Source organism: Nocardia sp. NBC_01730 (assembly GCF_035920445.1).
GTDB lineage: Bacteria > Actinomycetota > Actinomycetes > Mycobacteriales > Mycobacteriaceae > Nocardia.
This window is the reverse complement of sequence record NZ_CP109162.1, coordinates 3,289,811-3,306,940: the sequence shown is the minus strand read 5'-3', so window position 1 is coordinate 3,306,940 and position 17,130 is coordinate 3,289,811. Positions and strand designations below refer to the sequence as shown.

The following is a 17,130-nucleotide window of genomic DNA, read 5'->3' as shown; positions in this document are numbered from 1 at the left end:
CCGGGGCCGTGTCGTGTCGCAGGAGCACGAAAGCCGAAGCCTCCGCTAAACTCTCGAACAGTTGTTCGTGTCCTGTGAGAGGGGTTTTCGTGCGGGTGATGGGCGTCGACCCCGGGCTCACCCGGTGCGGCCTCAGCATCGTGGAGGGCGGGCTGGGGCGGAAGGTTACTGCCCTGGACGTAGACGTGGTCCGCACTTCCGCGGACATGGACCTGGCCCAGCGCCTGCTCCAAGTCGCCGACGCCGCCGAGTACTGGATGGACACCCACAAACCAGGGGCCGTCGCGATCGAACGGGTCTTCGCGCAGCACAATGTCCGTACCGCGATGGGTACCGCGCAGGCGGGCGGGGTGGTCGCGCTCGCCGCGGCGCGCCGGGGTATCCCGGTGGCGTTCCACACCCCAAGCGAGGTGAAGGCGGCGGTCACCGGCAACGGCACCGCGGACAAGAAGCAGGTGACCGCCATGGTCACCCGCATCCTCGGCCTACAGGCGGCGCCGACGCCCGCCGATGCGGCGGATGCGCTCGCGCTGGCCATCTGCCATTGTTGGCGGGCGCCGCTGCTGGAGCGGATGGCTGCCGCCGAGGCCAAGGCGGCCGCGGCGCAGCGGCGGTACAGGGAACGGCTTGCCGAACAGCGGAAGGCGGTGCACGGGTGATCGCGTCGATACGCGGTGAGGTGCTGGAGATCGCACTCGACCATGCGGTGATCGAGGCGGCCGGCGTCGGTTACCGGCTCAACGCCACCCCGGCCACCCTCGGCGGACTCACCCGTGGCGCGGAGACCAGGCTCTACACCGCGATGATCGTCCGCGAGGACTCGATGACGCTCTACGGCTTCGCCGATACCGAGGCTCGCGACCTGTTCGGCCTGCTGCAGACCGTCTCCGGCGTCGGCCCCCGCCTCGCGATGGCGGTGCTGGCCGTGCTGGAACCCGAAGCGCTGCGCAAGGCGCTCGCCGAGAGCAACGTGGCCGCACTGACCAGGGTGCCCGGCATCGGCAAGCGCGGCGCCGAGCGCATGGTGGTCGAACTGCGTGACAAGGTGAATCTCGTCCCGGTGCAGTCCGGTCCGCCAGGAAGCGCGCCCGCGCCGGTGGTCACGCCGGTGCGTGACCAGGTCGTCGAGGCGCTCATCGGACTCGGCTTCGCCGCCAAACCGGCCGAACAGGCGGTCGACGCGGTGCTGGCCGACCGGCCCGCCTCCGATACCTCCGCCGCCCTGCGGGCAGCGCTCGGCCTGCTCGGCAAGAACCGGTAAGGCGCTGTGGAGTACGAAGAGGAACCTGCCGAATCGCAGGTCAGCGCAAGCTATCTGAAGTCCGACGGCGAGGTCGAGGCGAGCCTGCGCCCGAAATCGATGGACGACTTCATCGGCCAGCCCCGAGTCCGCGAACAACTCGCGCTGGTCCTGCGCGGCGCCAAACAGCGTGGCAGCACGCCGGATCACGTCCTGCTGTCCGGCCCGCCCGGCCTCGGCAAGACCAGCATGGCGATGATCATCGCCGCCGAACTCGGCACCGCGCTGCGAATCACGTCGGGACCCGCGCTGGAACGGGCGGGCGACCTCGCCGCCATGCTCAGCAACCTGGTCGAGGGCGACGTGCTGTTCATCGATGAGATCCATCGCATCGCCCGCCCCGCCGAAGAGATGCTCTACCTGGCGATGGAGGATTTCCGGGTGGACGTGGTCGTCGGCAAAGGTCCCGGCGCCACCTCCATTCCGTTGGACATCGCGCCGTTCACCCTGGTCGGGGCCACTACCAGATCCGGAGCGCTGACCGGTCCGCTGCGTGACCGCTTCGGGTTCACCGGGCACATGGACTTCTACGAGCCCGGTGAGCTGCTGCGGATCCTGCAGCGTTCGGCGCGCATCCTCGGTGTCGGCATGGACGAGGACGCGGCGGCCGAGATCGCCGGCCGTTCGCGCGGCACGCCCCGGATCGCCAACCGCCTGCTGCGCAGGGTCCGTGACTACGCGGAGGTCCGTGCCGACGGCCTCATCACCCGGTCCATCGCGCACGCCGCGCTCGAGGTCTACGACGTCGACGTCCTCGGCCTGGACCGCCTCGACCGCGCGGTACTCGGCGCGCTGGTCCGCAGCTTCGGCGGCGGGCCGGTCGGCGTGTCCACCCTCGCCGTCGCGGTCGGGGAGGAGGCCGCCACCGTCGAGGAGGTATGCGAACCCTTCCTGGTTCGCGCGGGCCTGGTCGCCCGCACCCCCCGCGGCCGCGTCGCCACCGCTGCCGCCTGGGAACACCTTGGGCTGATTCCACCGTCCGACCTGGTCTTCGGATCTATTGAAGTCCGCGGCCGCGAGCCCCATCCCACCCTGGACCTCTTCGACTGACCGGTCTTCGTACCACCGCTGGCTGCTCACCCGGTGCGTGGCATGTGTGCGCAACCGCGACCGATGCGGCGGACGCGTCAGGTGTGGCGCGGGGGGCGGCGGGTACGTCGTAGCGCGGTGATGACGAGGTCCAGGAAGGCGTCGACCTCGTCTCGTTGGTAGCCACGGGTGCCGAGCCGGGCATCGGTGAAATGGATGGAGCGGACGTCGGCGACGGTCAGGCTTCCCGGTCCGTCGTGCGCCAGGGTCGCGGCGACCAGGTCGAGGAACGCGGTGACCTCTTCCTCGTGGTAACCGCGCCGCCCGACCGGGGCCATGGTGAACCGCATCCGGCGCACGTCCTCGGGGGTGAGCAACGGGTGACCGTCGCCGTTGGCGGCGGGCACCGGCTGGTCGCCGCGCTGGCGGAACTCGAGTTCGACCCGTACCTGGTCGAGGTATTCGTCGACCTGGTCGGCGCGGTAGCCGCGCTCTCCGGTGCCGGGTGCGTCGAAGGTGACGTGCCGCAGGTCGTCGGCGGCGAGGGCGCCCCGGCCGGCCAGTGTCGCGGCGACGAGATCGAGGAAGGCGTCCACCTCGTCCGCGTGGTAGCCGCGATGCCTGAGCGGTGGGCTCGCGAAGCTGATCCGGCTCACATCCTCGGGTGTCACGGGCGACATTCTGTCAGGCTCGGTGCGCCGGTCCGCCACTTTTCGAATTCCCTGGCCTTTCGTGACCCGGGGCAGTGTCCCTCGCCTTGGCACCCACGGCGAAGTCAGGGGCTTGCCCGATGTGCTCAGTCCTTGCGGACTCCATCGACGAGCAAGCGGCGGATCGCCTGGTTCAGCCCGGCGATCGCCGACTCGTCCGGGTCGCGCAGCGAGTGGACGATGCCCGCGATCAGCATGCCCGTCACTGCCCGCGCGGTGTTCGCGGTGTCCAGGTCGGCACGCAGATAGCCGAGTTCGACGCCGTGGTCGAGATATCCCGCGGTCAGCGCGTCGGCGGTGTCGAGCAGCCCGTAGAGCCGCTGGGTGAGCTCGTCGTCGATGCCGGTGGCATGGAACAGCAGCAGCTGCGCCACCCGGCGGTCGGCGGTCAGGATTCCGGTGAGGGCGACACCGATGCGGTCGATCTGGGCGCGGTATTCGTCCAAAGTGGTCGCGGCGTCGGGGGCGTTTTCGGTGCCGAGGGCATCGATGATGCGTGCGGCCAGGTCGTCGATGACGTGGTCGATGATGTCGCGCTTGTTGCTGAAGTAGCGGTAGAAGGTCCCATGCCCGATGCCGAGCTGACCTGCGATGTCGGCGATCCCGGTGGCGTGATAGCCCTTTTCCGCGAAACAGACGAAGGCCGTATCGATGATCTCCTGGCGCAGTTCGGCTTTGCGCCGCTGCATGGCATTTCCGGCGGGCCGGGTCGCTCGTGGGGATGGCTTCGTCACCCCCACGATGATACAGTCGTCGCAAACGGAATGATGTGTCATTCCGCGAGATTGGTTCAACCAGGAGGTTCGGCGTGGCGCCTCAGTACGACGCGGTCGTAGTCGGTGCGGGATTCGGTGGCATGGGGGCTGGTATCGAGCTCGATCGGCTCGGCTCGAGCAACTACGTCATCCTCGAGCGTGAGGACGACCTCGGCGGCACTTGGCACGTCAACCATTACCCGGGTCTGGCGGTGGACATCGCCTCGGTCACCTACTCGTACTCGTTCGAGCCGAACCCGCACTGGTCGCGGTTGTTCGCGCCGGGCGCGGAGCTGAAGAAGTACGCCGAGCACGTCGCCGACAAGTACGATCTGCGCCGTCGCATGCGGTTCGGCGCCGTCGTGGACGGCGCCCGCTGGGACGAGGAGCACGAGCAGTGGGTGGTCTCCGTCGCGGGAGGTGACACCCTTACCGCCCGGTACCTGCTCACCGCGACGGGCTTTCTCTCCCAGCCCTACACCCCGCCGTTTCCCGGCATCGACTCGTTCGCGGGCAACATCATCCACACCACTGCGTGGGAGGACGACGTCGACCTCACCGGCCGCAAGGTCGCGATTATCGGTACCGGCGCCACCGCCGTGCAGCTGGTGCCCGAGGTCGCCAAGAAGGCGCAGGCACTCACTGTCTTCCAGCGCACCCCGATCTGGGTGGTCCCGAAGATCGATACCGCTATTCCCGCCCCGGTGCGGACGCTGTTCGAGCGCGTCCCCGCCACGCAGAAGATCGCACGGCTGGTCAACACCAGCCTGCTCGAGGCCATGATGGTGGTCGGTGTGCTGCACTTCAAGCAGGCCAAGCTGATGAACAAGGGCGCGGGCGTGCTGGCCAAGGCGCACCTACGGGCGTCGGTGCGGGACAAGGAGACTCGCAAGCAGCTCACGCCGCACTACGACTTCGGCTGCAAGCGGCCCACCTTCTCCAACCACTACTTCCCGACGTTCAACCAGCCGCACGTGCGGCTGGAGACGAACTCGATCGCCCGCATCGAGGCCGACGGCATCGTCACCGCCGACGGGCGCAGGACCGAGATCGACACGCTGATCCTGGCCACCGGCTTCAACCTGTGGGATGTGAACTTCCCGGCTATCGAGATCATCGGCCGCGACGGAGTTAACCTCGGAAAGTTCTGGCGGGACAACCGTTTTCAGGCCTACGAGGGCATCACGGTGCCGAAGTTCCCGAACTTTCTCAGCCTCAACAGTCCGTACTCCTACAGCGGGCTGTCCTACTTCACGACCATCGAAGCGCAGATGAAGCACATGGGCAGGCTGTTCGGTGAGTTGCGCCGCCGCGGCGAGACCACCTTCGAGGTGACCGAGCAGGCCAACGCCCAGTTCTTGGACCGTGTGACCGCCAAGCTCGGTTCCTCGGTCTTCTACGGAGGTGACTGCACCACCGCGCGCAGTTACTACTTCAACCCGCACGGTGAGGCGGCCCTTTTGCGTCCGACCAGCACCCTCAACGCCCACCGCGAAGCGGTCGGCTTCCCGCTCGACGACTACGTCTACGGCACGACCGCCTGAGCCGCCCCGGGGAACCACACATACCGTGCCGCCGACCGGAGCATGTTCCGGCGGCGGTTCCGTGTGTGACGGGGCGTTGTAGCTGCCCAGCGGGTGTGCGGGTGTGGCGCCTGTGCAATGAACTGGCAGACTGTGTGGGTACTTGTCCATCCCACCCACAACACTAGGGACTGACTTCGACGATGGAACTTCTGTTTCCGCTGCTACTGGTAGCCCTGCTCGTGCCGATGTTCCTCGGTGTCCGCCGTCAGAAGCGGGAGACCGAGAAGGTCTCGACCATGCAGGACAGCCTGAAGATCGGCGACCAGGTCATCACCACGTCGGGGCTGTACGGCACCGTGGTCGAACTCGACGACACCACGGTCGACCTCGAGATCGCCGAGGACGTGGTCACCACGTGGCTGCGCCAGGCCATCCGCGAGGTGCGCGCCGATGACGAGGTGAGCGCCGACGACGAGGTGGGTACCGAAGAGACCGGCACCGACGCCACCGGCTCGGACGCGACCGACACCATCGAGGAATCCGCCGAGCAGACCGAGACCCGGCTGACCAAAGACTGATTCTTCCGGTGTGCTTGCGCGCCGGATGTCGCCGCGGCTACCCGTCCGCGCACCCGGCGGCGCTGGTGCATGCCCGCCTGTTCCATCCTCGACTTTCCGCCTAGGAGATGACGTACTGTGCCACCTTCCCAGGGATCGGCGCACCCGCTCCGGCTGCTCGGCGTCTACGCCGCGCTGCTGGCCGTGGTCTATGCGCTGGTGTTCTTCACCGGTGACAAGTCCCCGACACCCAAGCTCGGCATCGACCTGCAGGGTGGTACCCGGGTCACGCTGTCGGCGCGCACACCGGACGGCAGCAAGCCGAGCCAGGACAGCCTGAAGAAGGCGCAGGAGATCATCGAGAACCGGGTCAACGGGCTCGGTGTCTCCGGCTCCGAGGTCGTCATCGACGGCAGCAACATCGTGATCACCGTGCCCGGCGATGACGGGCAGCAGGCGCGCGCGCTGGCGACCACCGCCAAGCTCTACATCCGCCCCGTGCTGCAGGCCGTGCCCGCGGCGGGGCGCGGCGCGTCACCGCAGACCACGCCGGGCACACAGCCTGCGCCGAGCACCGAACCAGGCACACCGGAGGCTCCGCAAGCGGAGCCGACACCCGCTGCGCAGCAGCGTGTGTTCCCGGCGCAGGCGCCGACCCCGGCGCCCGATCCCAACCTCACTCCCACCGAGGAGGCCACCAAAGAGATCCAGGCGGCCAAGGCGGTCCGGCAGAGCGCCGATCCGTCCGTGCAGCAGGCCGCGCTGGCCGCGCTGGACTGCGCCAAGGCCGATCCGCTCGCGGGCAATGACGACCCGTCCCTTCCGCTGGTGACCTGCTCGACCGACGGCACCGAGGTGCTCCTGCTCGATAAGAGCCGCATCGACGGCCAAGAGATCAAGGACGCCAGCTCGGGACTGAATCAGCAGCAGGCCAGGCACGAGGTCTACTTGGAGTTCAAGTCCGGCGGCAGCGACGCGTGGGCCGCGCTCACCGGCGAGTACGTCTACAAGCGGGTCGCGTTCGTGCTCGACTCCAAGGTGGTCAGCGCGCCGGTCGTGCAGCAGGGCCCGCAGCAGGGTGGCCGCACCCAGATCTCGGGCAACTTCACCGCGACCACGGCGAAGGAGCTGGCGAACACGTTGAAGTACGGTTCGCTGCCACTGTCGTTCCAGACCTCCGAGGCCGAGACGGTCTCCGCGACGCTGGGCCTGTCCTCGCTGAAGGCGGGCCTGCTCGCGGGCGCGATCGGCTTGGTCGTCGTGCTGCTCTACTGCCTGTTCTACTATCGGATGCTCGGGTTCGTCACCGGATTGTCGCTGGTGGCCTCTGGATTCGCGGTCTACGGCATCATGGTGCTGCTCGGCCGCTGGATCGGCTTCACCCTTGATCTTGCCGGTATCGCCGGTCTGATCATCGGCATCGGCATGACCGCGGACTCGTTCGTGGTGTTCTTCGAACGCATCAAGGACGAGATGCGCGAGGGCCGCAGCTTCCGTTCCGCCGCGCCCCGTGGCTGGCAGCGCGCCCGCCGCACCATCCTGTCGGGCAACGCGGTCAGTTTCATCGCCGCGGCGGTGCTCTACATCCTCGCGGTCGGCCAGGTGAAGGGCTTCGCGTTCACCCTCGGCCTCACCACCATCCTCGACGTAGTCGTGGTATTCCTGGTGACTTCGCCGCTGGTGCTGCTCGCCTCGCGGACCGCGTTCTGGTCCAAACCGTCGGTGAACGGCCTGGGGGCGATCCAGCAGATCGCCCGCGAGCGGAAGGCGGCCGAGGCCGCCCTCGGGAAGGCGTGAGGACGCGATGACCAACAGCCACACCACCTCGTCGCTCAGCAAGCCGAACGCGACCGAGATCACCGACGTGTTCGCGGCGGTCACCGACGCGGAACCGCCCAAGCACGGCTTCCTGAACCGGCTCTACACCGGTACCGGCGCCATCGATGTCGTCGGCAAGCGGCGGATGTGGTATCTGATCACCGCCACCATCGTGCTGATCTCCTTGGGCAGCATCATCTTCCGCGGATTCAACTTCGGCATCGACTTCGAGGGCGGTTCACGGATCCAGTTCCCGGCTGGGACAGCGACCACCGGTCAGGTCGAGGACATCTACCGCGGGACCGTCGGCACCGACCCGGTGTCCGTGCAGACCGTCGGCACCGGCGGCTCCGCCACCATGCTGATCCGATCGGAGGCCTTGAACCAGAACCAGGTGGAGGCGCTGAACAACGCGCTGTTCGCCAAGTTCCAGCCGAAGGACAAGGCAGGCAACCCGAGCCGGGCCGCGATCAGCACCTCGGACGTCAGTGAGACGTGGGGGAGCCAGATCACCCGCAAAGCGCTCATCGCGCTCGCGGTGTTCCTCGTGCTCGTCGCGGTCTACATCGCGGTCCGATTCGAGCCGCACATGGCCGTCGCGGCGCTCGCGGCGCTGGCCTTCGACGTCACCGTCACCGCGGGGGTGTACTCGATCGTCGGATTCGAGGTCAGCCCGGCGACGGTGATCGGCATTCTGACCATCCTCGGCTTCTCGCTCTACGACTCGGTCGTCGTGTTCGACAAGGTCGAGGAGAACACCCACGGCATCCTGCACCTGACCCGGCGCACCTACGGCGAGCAGGCCAACCTCGCGGTGAACCAGACGCTCATGCGTTCGATCAACACCGCGTTGATCGGCATCCTTCCGATCGTCGGCCTGATGGTGATCGCGGTCTGGATGCTCGGCGTCGGCACCCTCAAGGACCTGGCGCTGGTGCAGCTGGTCGGTCTGCTGGTCGGCACGTACTCCTCGATCTTCTTCGCGACGCCGCTGCTGGTGTCGATCAAGGAGCGCTGGGGACCGGTGGCGGCGCACACCAAGAAGGTTCTGGCCAAGCGGGCCGGCGTGGCAGGCGCCCGCGCCGGCGTCGCGGCCGAGCACAGGGCGACCATGGCGTCGGGCCGGGCCTTCGACGAGGCGCCGCGCAGGCAGCGCCCGGCCGGGCAGGCACCGAGGCCCGGCGCGCGACCGAGCGGGAAACGGCACAAGAGGCGGCACTGACAACAGAGCAAGGGGGTTCCATGCGACACCCACGCAGGGCGGTACGACTGATCGGAGCGCTTGTTGCGGGCACCCTGGCCGCCGGGCTGGCGGTCGGCTGCTCCAGCAAGAACCAGGTGCCGTCCATCGGCTACGCGACCGACGCGACCATCGCCACCTACAACGGTGGCAGCACGCTCGGGGCGAGTTCCGGGTCCGACGCGGTGTTCGCGCGAGCGCTGACCGGCTTCTTCTACACCGGGCCGGACGGCCAGCAGGTCGCCGATACCGACCTGGGCACCGCGAAAGAGGTGCCCGGCGAGGCGCAGACCATCCAGTACCGCCTCAACCCGGACGGCGTGTACTCCGACGGAGTGCCCACCTCGTGCGACGACCTGGTGCTGGCTTGGGCCGCGCGCAGCGGCCGATTCACCAAATCCGGTGAACGAGGACCGGTTCCGGTCTTCGACGCCGCGAACACTGCGGGCTACGCCGATATCGAGCGGGTCGACTGCCAGCCTGGCTCGCGGGATGCCACCGTCGTGTTCCGGCCCGATCGGCATTTCCTGGCGTGGCGCAATCTGTTCACGGCAGGCGAGCTGATGCCCGCGCATGTCGCGGCGCGGGTGGCGAACGTGCCCAATGTGGTGTCCGCCTTGCAGTCCGGTGATCCGAACACCGTGGGCAGGCTCGCCGAGTTCTGGAATACCGGCTGGGCCATCCCGTCCAGTGGCGATCTGGATCTGTCCCGGTTCCCGTCGTCGGGGCCGTACCGGATCGAATCCTTCAGCCAGGAGGACGGATTGGTGCTGGTCGCCAACGAGCGCTGGTGGGGCAACAAACCGTCGACCGGTCGAATCGTGGTGTGGCCCAAGACCGTCGACCTGAAGCAGAAGATCGGCGACAGTGCCGTCGGTGTGGTCGACGTCGGCGCGGGCTCGGTGAAAGACCTTGATCTGAATGGTTTTTCGGTGAAGACCGTGCCCGGCCGTGGTGCCGAGCAGCTGGTGCTGGCGACCGGGGGGGTGTTCGGCTCGCGCGACGCGCGACGCGCGTTCGCGTTGTGCCTGCCGCGGCAGGCTTTGTTCGACAAGCTCGGCAAGGCGCCGGACGCGCCGAAGGCCGGGCTCGGCTCCGGCCCGCTGAACGCGCATATCGTGCAGCAGGATTCGCTGTTCTATTCGGCGGTCATCGGTGCGGCAGACAAGTTCTCCGGTGGCGATGTGCCCGGCGCGACCAAGGCGGTCGCCACCTCCGGCGCGCCGAACCCGACCGTCCGCATCGGCTACTTGCGTCCGGACGATCGCCGCGCGCAGACCGTCTCGATGATCGCCGATGCCTGCAAATCGGCAGGTATCACCGTGGTGGACGCCGGGTCGCCCGATTTCACCCCCGCTCAGCTCGCCGAGGGCAAGGTCGACGCCGTCCTCGGCAGCACCGGATCGGTGCCTGGTCCGGCGGGATCGATCGTCGGTGTGGTCGCGACCAGCGCGTTGCGTACCGGTAGCGGGCTCAACTTCGGGCGGTTCGGCAACGGCCGTTACGATGCCATCACCGATCAGCTTGCGGCCGACGACAACTCGACCACACAGCTGAATCTGCTCACCGATGCCGAGAACTTGCTGTGGTCGGAGCTGCCGAGCATTCCCTTGTTCGCCACCCCGCGCACCATCGCTTTCGGTACGGGGCTGCGGAATGGGATCGCAGGCCCCACCCAGGCGGGGTCCGGCTGGAACATGGACCGGTGGGTGCTCGAGCGGTGACAGATGGTGTGGGTGATGTGATCATGGAGAGGTGTCGATGAGCAAGCACGCGGCGATCGAGTCCGAAGACATAACCGCCGAACGGTCCACCAAGGCCGCGGAGTTGGTCGATCGCCTGACCCGCTGGCACGATGACTTCCCCGCACCCGGAGTCCGTTTCGCGGATCTCACCCCTGTGCTCGCCGACCCCGAGGGCTTCCGGGCGGTCATCGACTGTCTGGCCGCGTGCGCGCCCGACGCCGACGTGGTGGCGGGCGTCGACGCTCGCGGGTTCCTGCTCGGGGCCGGCGTCGCCGCGACCCTCGGCACCGGCGTCCTCGCGGTCCGCAAAGCGGGCAAGCTTCCACCACCGGTGATCAGCCGGGAATACCACCTCGAGTACGGCACCGCTGTCCTGGAGATCCCTGCGGACGGCATCGATCTGCGGGGCCGCCGCGTTCTGCTGCTGGACGACGTTCTCGCCACCGGCGGCACCCTCGCCGCCGCGGCCGAACTCTTCGAGCAGGCGGGCGCCGAGGTCGCCGCCGCCGCGGTGGTGCTGGAGCTCACCGTCCTCGACGGGCGGGTGCGGCAGGGAGACTACCCGCTGACCTCGATCGTGCGGATCTGAGCGGGGGTTCCCCAGCGTTCCGCACCGGACGCCGCGAGCGACTCCTGTGCGGTTCTATGGCGGTCGTGAATCGAAGCCGCGCGGCAAACGATGGCGCAGCCGGTGGCGGCGGGACCGTGCGGAAGTCCAGATCAGCATGGTCCGAAAATCACTGGCGCACACGCCGACACTATGCGTAATCTGCACGAGTCTTGTTCCCGTTGATCGGAGTCATGCCGTTGCTCATCTGAGGTAGCCACTCGGGCGGCCCGCGTTCGCGCGCCGCGTATCCGTCGCAACCTCTGGGAAGCCGCTATGACCAATCTGTCTATTTCCGATCTCACCTTCTCCTGGCCGGACGGCACCTCCGTCTTCGAGGGGCTCGACGCTGTTCTCGGTCCCGGTCACGTCGGCCTGGTCGGCGGCAACGGCGCGGGTAAGTCGACGCTGCTGGAGCTGGTCGCCGGTCGGCTGAAGCCCGCGCGCGGGTCGATCACGGTCACCGGGCAGCTCGGGTATCTGCGGCAGGATCTCGGTCTCGCGTCAGGGCAGCGCGTCGACGCCGTGCTCGGTATCGCTGACATCCGAATGGCGTTGCATCGCATCGAGTCCGGGATCGCCGTCGAGGCGGACTTCGACCTGGTCGGCAATCAGTGGGATGTCGAGGAACGCGCTATCGCGCTACTGGCCGGGCTCGGCTTGCACTACGTCGCCGATTCGGTCGGGCAGCTCGATCGCACGCTGGACACGCTGTCCGGTGGCGAGACGGTACTGCTCGGACTGGTCGCCGAGCTGCTCGCCGAGCCTGACGTGCTGCTGCTGGACGAACCGACGAACAACCTGGATCAGATCGCCCGCGAACGGCTCTACGAGGTGGTCACGCAGTTCTCCGGCACGGTCCTCACGGTGAGCCATGATCGCGAGCTGCTGGAGCGGATGGCTGTCATCGCTGAGCTGCGGCACGGCGAACTGCGGTTGTTCGGAGGCAATTTCAGCGAGTACGAACGGATCGTCGAGGCCGAGCAGGAGGCCGCGAGGGCCGCGATCCGGGATGCGCGCGGCGACGTGCGCAAGCAGGCGCGTGAGCTTGTCGAGGCGCGCATCAAGCTGGATCGGAGGCAGCGCTACGGGCAGAAGATGTGGGACCAGAAGCGGGAGCCGAAAATCGTGATGGGGGAACGCAAACGGCAGGCCCAGGTGTCGGCGGGCAAGCTGCGCAACAGCCACATCGAGAAGCTCGACACCGCCAAGGAGCAGCTCGAGCAGGCGAAGGAGTTGTTGCGCGACGATCGGGAGATCCGGGTGGATCTGCCCGACACCCGGCTCTATCCCAGCCAGGACGTGATCGACCTGGACCAGGTGGAGCTGGCTTGCGGGCCGATTGTGACGTTGCGGGTGTCCGGCCCGGAGCGGATCGCGCTGACCGGACGCAACGGGGTCGGCAAGACGACGCTGCTGCGCCGCATCGCGGCGAACGGTCCGAAGGTGCCGTGGCGAATGCTGCCGCAGCGTCTCGATGTGTTCGACGAGCCGCGGTCGGTGTTCGAGAACGTGGCCTCGACGGCGCCGCACGCGTCCGCCGAGCGGATCCGGGCCCAGCTGGCCCGCTTTCTGTTCCGCGGCGCGGACGCCGATGTCGCTGCCGCGGCGCTGTCCGGAGGGGAGCGATTGCGGGCCGCGCTGGCGATGCTGCTGCTCGCCGATCCCGCGCCGAAACTGTTGCTGCTGGACGAGCCGACCAACAATCTCGATCTGCCGAGTCTGCGGCACCTCACGCAGGCCCTCGCCGGTTTCGAGGGTGCGCTGATCGTGGTCAGCCACGACCTGCGCTTCCTCGGCGACATCGGGGTGACCCGACGGCTGGAGCTCACCGCGGGCGGGCTGGCCGAGACCTCGGTGACGTAGCGGGACCGCACTGAGGCCTTCACCGCTCTCCGCTAGGCAGGGGCAGATTGCCCGCACGTGGTATCGCGGCCGACGGCCGCAATTCACGCGGCCCGGGCCGCCCGCCGTAGGACGCCGGGATGCCGGAACAATCCGGGCACCAAGCGCACCGCGAGGTAGGTGAGGGTGAGCCACGGGCGGAGGTGCGGGTTCAGCGTGCGGATGCGGCCGTGGTCGTCGAGCCCGATCACCAGCGCCTCGGTCAACCGGAACGGTCCGATCGCGGCGGTCGCCAGCAGGACTTGGCGTGCGCCGTCGCCGATCTGCTCGGTCCAGCGCAAGCCGGTCAGACTGCCGTAGGCGGCCGCAAGCAGCACCCGCAGGTCTGCCTTGCCGCGGAACACCAACCGGCCGGACAGCGGCGAGGCAAGCTCGGCATCGGGCGCGATCGTCTCCATCAGCGCGTCGATGTCGCCTGCCTCGGTCGCCGCGCGGAACCTGGCAATCGCGTCGGACATATCCGGTCACCCCTTCGCTTCTCGGTTGGCCCGAACCTAACCCAAGTAACTTGCAAAAAGCAATGGACTATCCTGCTCGTGTGCCCAAGGCTGCTTTCTCCGACATCGTCTGCTCGATCGCGCGCACGGTCGACGCGATCGGTGAGCGCTGGACGCCACTGATCCTGCGCGACTTGTTCGTCGGGCTGACCCGCTTCGAGGACATCCGCCGCGACCTCGGTATCGCCTCCAATGTGCTCGCGGCGCGCCTGGATGCGCTGCAGAAGCACGGGATCGTCGAAACACGTGCCTACCAATCGAATCCGGTGCGGCACGAGTATCTGCTCACCGAACAGGGGCGGGACCTGTATCCGGTCCTCACCATGCTCATCACGTGGGGCGACAAATGGCTCGCGGGTGCTGCGGGTCCGCCCGCCGTGGTCGTCCATCGCGACTGTGGCCAGCCGACCGCCGGCGTGGTGGTCTGCCGAGCCTGCGGGGCACCCCTCACCGCCGACAACGTCCGCTGGCAGCACGGTCCGGGCGGCCACCTCGGCCCCGGGACCATGCTCATCGGCGATCGCCTCGACCAGGCCCCCTGACGGGCGGCAAGTGTCGTATGGCCACGGCGGGCGGCGTGCGAAAGCTCTCCATAATGTGTGCCACGCACTGTTGAACCTGCGACAAACTCCCTGCCGCATGCGGTGAAGATGCGGCAAGGGGTCGGGCCGGGCGTTCACCGCCGCGACGCCCACAAGCGAACTGTAGGTATAGCTTTCAGCTATGACCACGGGCCGCCGCCGAACCGCCCGCGTGACCCGATCCTGGCCGTTGATCCGCAGGGTCGCATTCCGGTGAGCAGCCCAACTCCGGCGGCATGGAAGCGTCCGATATGTCAGGGTTGCGGCGGGTGGCCGGAACCTCTCGGGAACCGTGTCCGTCGCTTGTCCGGAGACACTCGCGCGCATCCGCAGCCAGCTGAACGGACGTGCGAGCCCAGGCCGGACTAAAGTTGGTGGTCCGGGAGTTTGCAGCGGTCGGATAGGGTGTTCCGATCGAGGCGCGGAGAGGTTGGTGGCATGACTCAGCATCTGGGCGAGGCGAAGGTCGAGCAATCGGCGTCGGACCCGCAGTCGGATGGTGCCTCCACCACCGATGCGCCCCAGCCGAAGAAGCCGCAGACGGCGGGTAGTACGACGCTGCCGCGCCAGCCGGGTGCCGCCGTCCCGACCTCGGCCTCGCGTCGCGTGCGTGCCAGGCTGGCCCGCCGCATGACTGGTCAGCGCGGTATCGCGGCGGTCAAGCCGGTGCTGGAGCCGCTGGCCACCGTGCACCGCGAGCTGTACCCGAAGGCGAACCTGACGCTGTTGCAGCGCGCGTTCGACGTGGCCGACGACCGGCACAAGCACCAGTTCCGCAAGTCCGGCGATCCGTACATCACCCACCCGCTCGCCGTCGCCAACATCCTGGCCGAGCTCGGCATGGACACCACCACGCTGGTGGCCGCGCTGCTGCACGACACAGTGGAGGACACCGGCTACAGCCTCGATCAGCTCACCGAGGACTTCGGCACCGAGGTCGCGCATCTCGTCGACGGCGTCACCAAGCTGGACAAGGTCAACCTCGGCGCGGCCGCCGAGGCGGAGACCATCCGCAAGATGATCATCGCGATGGCGCGCGACCCGCGCGTGCTGGTGATCAAGGTGGCCGATCGGTTGCACAATATGCGGACCATGCGGTTCCTGCCGCCGGAGAAGCAGGCCAAGAAGGCCAAGGAGACCCTGGAAGTCATTGCGCCTCTTGCCCATCGCCTCGGCATGGCGACGGTCAAATGGGAGCTGGAAGACCTCGCGTTCGCGATCCTGCACCCGAAGAAGTACGACGAAATCGTCCGGCTGGTCGCCGATCGCGCGCCCTCACGGGACACCTATCTGGCGAAGGTGCGGGCCGAGATCGTCAACACGCTGGCCGCTTCTCGGATCAACGCGATCGTCGAGGGCCGCCCCAAGCACTACTGGTCGATCTACCAGAAGATGATCGTCAAGGGTAAGGACTTCGACGACATCCACGACCTGGTCGGGATTCGCATCCTCTGCGACGAGGTGCGCGACTGCTACGCGGCGGTCGGCGTGGTGCACTCGCTGTGGCAGCCGATGGCAGGCCGATTCAAGGACTACATCGCCCAGCCGCGCTACGGCGTCTACCAGTCGCTGCACACCACCGTGGTCGGGCCGGACGGCAAGCCGCTGGAAGTGCAGATCCGCACGCAGGACATGCACCGCACCGCGGAGTTCGGCATTGCCGCGCACTGGCGCTACAAGGAGACCCGAGGCAAACACACCAACGACACCGCCGAGGTCGACGACATGGCGTGGATGCGCCAGCTGCTGGACTGGCAGCGTGAGGCCGCGGACCCGGCCGAGTTCCTGGAGTCGCTGCGCTTCGATCTGAAGTCGCCGGAGATCTTCGTGTTCACCCCGAAGGGTGACGTGATCACGCTGCCGCAGAAGTCGACGCCGGTCGACTTCGCTTACGCCGTGCACACCGAGGTCGGCCACCGCTGCATCGGCGCTCGGGTGAACGGGCGGCTGGTCGCGCTGGAACGTCAACTGGAGAACGGCGAGGTCGTCGAGGTGTTCACCTCGAAGGCGCAGAACGCGGGGCCCAGTCGCGACTGGCAGAACTTCGTGGTGTCGCCGCGTGCCAAGGCCAAGATTCGCCAGTGGTTCGCCAAGGAGCGGCGGGAGGAGGCCCTGGAGAGTGGCAAGGAGCAGATCTCCAAGGAGGTTCGCCGCGTCGGGCTGCCGCTGCAGCGGTTGATGAGCGTCGACGCGATGACCGCGGTCGCCCATGAACTGCACTACACCGACATCTCCACGCTCTACACCGCGGTCGGCGAGCACCAGGTCTCCGCGCACCACGTCGTGCAGCGGTTGATGGCCCAGCTCGGCGGCATCGGTGACGTGGAGAACGAACTGGCCGAGCGCTCCACACCGTCGACGACGCCGAGCAGGCAACGAGTTACCGGCGACGCGGGCGTGCTGATTCCCGGAGCGGCCGGCACGGTCGCCAAGCTGGCGAAATGCTGCACCCCGGTGCCCGGCGACGAGATCATGGGCTTCGTGACGCGTGGCGGTGCGGTGAGTGTGCACCGCACCGACTGCACCAATGCGGGTTCGCTGCGCGAGCAGGCCGAGCGGATCATCGAGGTGTCCTGGGCGCCCTCGCCGTCCTCGGTGTTCCTGGTCGCCATCCAGATCGAGGCGCTGGACCGTACCCGGCTGCTGTCGGACGTGACGAAGGTTCTGGCCGACGAGAAAGTCAACATCCTGTCCGCGTCGGTCGCCACGCACGGCGACCGGGTGGCGATCAGCAAGTTCACCTTCGAGATGGGCGACCCGAAACACCTGGGGCACTTGCTGAATGTGGTGCGGAACGTGGAGGGCGTCTACGACGTCTACCGCGTCACCTCCGCTACCTGACCGGGCCCGGCCCACCAAC

The 17,130-nt window shown here is 67.9% G+C and carries 15 protein-coding genes; 12 read left to right on the top strand and 3 right to left on the bottom strand.

The window, feature by feature from the left end:
* The first annotated feature begins 89 nt into the window (after positions 1 to 89).
* From ruvC to ruvB, 3 genes are read left to right on the top strand one after another with little or no spacing between them, the layout of a single operon-like run.
* Positions 90 to 659 (top strand): crossover junction endodeoxyribonuclease RuvC, encoded by a 570-nt coding sequence (ruvC, locus tag OHB12_RS12775; protein ID WP_327119235.1) that lies wholly within the window; start codon positions 90 to 92, stop codon positions 657 to 659.
* Positions 656 to 1,261 (top strand): Holliday junction branch migration protein RuvA, encoded by a 606-nt coding sequence (gene ruvA, locus OHB12_RS12770; protein ID WP_327119233.1) that lies wholly within the window; start codon positions 656 to 658, stop codon positions 1,259 to 1,261. Before ruvC ends, ruvA begins: the two co-directional genes overlap by 4 nt.
* A 6-nt stretch (positions 1,262 to 1,267) precedes the next feature.
* The gene (ruvB, locus tag OHB12_RS12765) at positions 1,268 to 2,350 is read left to right on the top strand and encodes a Holliday junction branch migration DNA helicase RuvB (protein WP_327119231.1); all 1,083 of its coding nucleotides are present in this window, start codon (positions 1,268 to 1,270) and stop codon (positions 2,348 to 2,350) included.
* A 77-nt stretch (positions 2,351 to 2,427) separates the two neighbouring features.
* On the opposite strand, the gene OHB12_RS12760 is transcribed toward ruvB, so the two are convergent.
* Together OHB12_RS12760 and OHB12_RS12755 are read right to left on the bottom strand one after the other, a co-directional pair.
* Entirely contained in the window at positions 2,428 to 3,009 is a 582-nt protein-coding gene (locus OHB12_RS12760) for a DivIVA domain-containing protein (RefSeq protein WP_327119229.1), read from the bottom strand.
* A gap of 116 nt (positions 3,010 to 3,125) precedes the next feature.
* On the bottom strand, positions 3,126 to 3,728 hold the full coding sequence (locus OHB12_RS12755) for a TetR/AcrR family transcriptional regulator (RefSeq protein ID WP_442800087.1): 603 nt from the start codon (positions 3,726 to 3,728) through the stop codon (positions 3,126 to 3,128).
* A gap of 119 nt (positions 3,729 to 3,847) precedes the next feature.
* On the opposite strand from OHB12_RS12755, the gene OHB12_RS12750 reads away from it, so the two are divergent.
* From OHB12_RS12750 to OHB12_RS12720, 7 genes are all read left to right on the top strand, one after another.
* A complete protein-coding gene (locus tag OHB12_RS12750; protein WP_327119225.1) occupies positions 3,848 to 5,338 on the top strand; it encodes a flavin-containing monooxygenase in 1,491 nt (496 codons plus the stop codon).
* A gap of 182 nt (positions 5,339 to 5,520) precedes the next feature.
* Complete coding sequence (gene yajC, locus OHB12_RS12745) at positions 5,521 to 5,898, top strand: preprotein translocase subunit YajC (protein ID WP_327119223.1); 378 nt, start codon at positions 5,521 to 5,523, stop codon at positions 5,896 to 5,898.
* A 117-nt stretch (positions 5,899 to 6,015) separates the two neighbouring features.
* Positions 6,016 to 7,674 (top strand): protein translocase subunit SecD, encoded by a 1,659-nt coding sequence (gene secD / locus OHB12_RS12740; RefSeq protein ID WP_327119221.1) that lies wholly within the window; start codon positions 6,016 to 6,018, stop codon positions 7,672 to 7,674.
* Positions 7,675 to 7,681: 7 nt separating this feature from the next.
* Positions 7,682 to 8,917, top strand: a complete 1,236-nt coding sequence (gene secF, locus OHB12_RS12735) for a protein translocase subunit SecF (RefSeq protein ID WP_327119219.1) — start codon at positions 7,682 to 7,684, stop codon at positions 8,915 to 8,917.
* 20 nt (positions 8,918 to 8,937) lie between these two features.
* Entirely contained in the window at positions 8,938 to 10,659 is a 1,722-nt protein-coding gene (locus tag OHB12_RS12730) for an ABC transporter substrate-binding protein (protein WP_327119217.1), read from the top strand.
* Between the two features lie 37 nt (positions 10,660 to 10,696).
* Complete coding sequence (locus OHB12_RS12725) at positions 10,697 to 11,269, top strand: adenine phosphoribosyltransferase (RefSeq protein ID WP_327119215.1); 573 nt, start codon at positions 10,697 to 10,699, stop codon at positions 11,267 to 11,269.
* A gap of 294 nt (positions 11,270 to 11,563) precedes the next feature.
* Complete coding sequence (locus OHB12_RS12720) at positions 11,564 to 13,153, top strand: ATP-binding cassette domain-containing protein (RefSeq protein WP_327119213.1); 1,590 nt, start codon at positions 11,564 to 11,566, stop codon at positions 13,151 to 13,153.
* An 83-nt stretch (positions 13,154 to 13,236) separates the two neighbouring features.
* Here OHB12_RS12720 and OHB12_RS12715 read toward each other — a convergent pair whose 3' ends face one another.
* A complete protein-coding gene (locus OHB12_RS12715) occupies positions 13,237 to 13,650 on the bottom strand; it encodes a nuclear transport factor 2 family protein (protein WP_327119211.1) in 414 nt (137 codons plus the stop codon).
* An 80-nt stretch (positions 13,651 to 13,730) separates the two neighbouring features.
* Here OHB12_RS12715 and OHB12_RS12710 point away from each other — a divergent pair, with 80 nt between their 5' ends.
* Together OHB12_RS12710 and OHB12_RS12705 are read left to right on the top strand one after the other, a co-directional pair.
* Positions 13,731 to 14,231 carry a winged helix-turn-helix transcriptional regulator gene (locus tag OHB12_RS12710; RefSeq protein ID WP_327119209.1) on the top strand — a complete coding sequence of 167 codons (501 nt, stop codon included), beginning with the start codon at positions 13,731 to 13,733 and terminating at the stop codon, positions 14,229 to 14,231.
* Between the two features lie 477 nt (positions 14,232 to 14,708).
* Positions 14,709 to 17,111 (top strand): RelA/SpoT family protein, encoded by a 2,403-nt coding sequence (locus tag OHB12_RS12705; RefSeq protein WP_327119207.1) that lies wholly within the window; start codon positions 14,709 to 14,711, stop codon positions 17,109 to 17,111.
* The last annotated feature ends 19 nt before the right edge of the window (positions 17,112 to 17,130 follow it).

What these genes read in the sequence shown, in the direction of transcription:
- OHB12_RS12715 (WP_327119211.1), bottom strand. Translation starts at nt 13,650, where the DNA reads ATGTCCGACGCGATTGCCAGGTTCCGCGCGGCGACCGAGGCAGGCGAC.
- OHB12_RS12725 (WP_327119215.1), top strand. Translation starts at nt 10,697, where the DNA reads ATGAGCAAGCACGCGGCGATCGAGTCCGAAGACATAACCGCCGAACGG.
- OHB12_RS12705 (WP_327119207.1), top strand. Translation starts at nt 14,709, where the DNA reads ATGACTCAGCATCTGGGCGAGGCGAAGGTCGAGCAATCGGCGTCGGAC.
- OHB12_RS12730 (WP_327119217.1), top strand. Translation starts at nt 8,938, where the DNA reads ATGCGACACCCACGCAGGGCGGTACGACTGATCGGAGCGCTTGTTGCG.
- OHB12_RS12755 (WP_442800087.1), bottom strand. Translation starts at nt 3,728, where the DNA reads ATGCAGCGGCGCAAAGCCGAACTGCGCCAGGAGATCATCGATACGGCC.
- yajC (WP_327119223.1), top strand. Translation starts at nt 5,521, where the DNA reads ATGGAACTTCTGTTTCCGCTGCTACTGGTAGCCCTGCTCGTGCCGATG.
- secF (WP_327119219.1), top strand. Translation starts at nt 7,682, where the DNA reads ATGACCAACAGCCACACCACCTCGTCGCTCAGCAAGCCGAACGCGACC.
- OHB12_RS12720 (WP_327119213.1), top strand. Translation starts at nt 11,564, where the DNA reads ATGACCAATCTGTCTATTTCCGATCTCACCTTCTCCTGGCCGGACGGC.
- OHB12_RS12760 (WP_327119229.1), bottom strand. Translation starts at nt 3,009, where the DNA reads ATGTCGCCCGTGACACCCGAGGATGTGAGCCGGATCAGCTTCGCGAGC.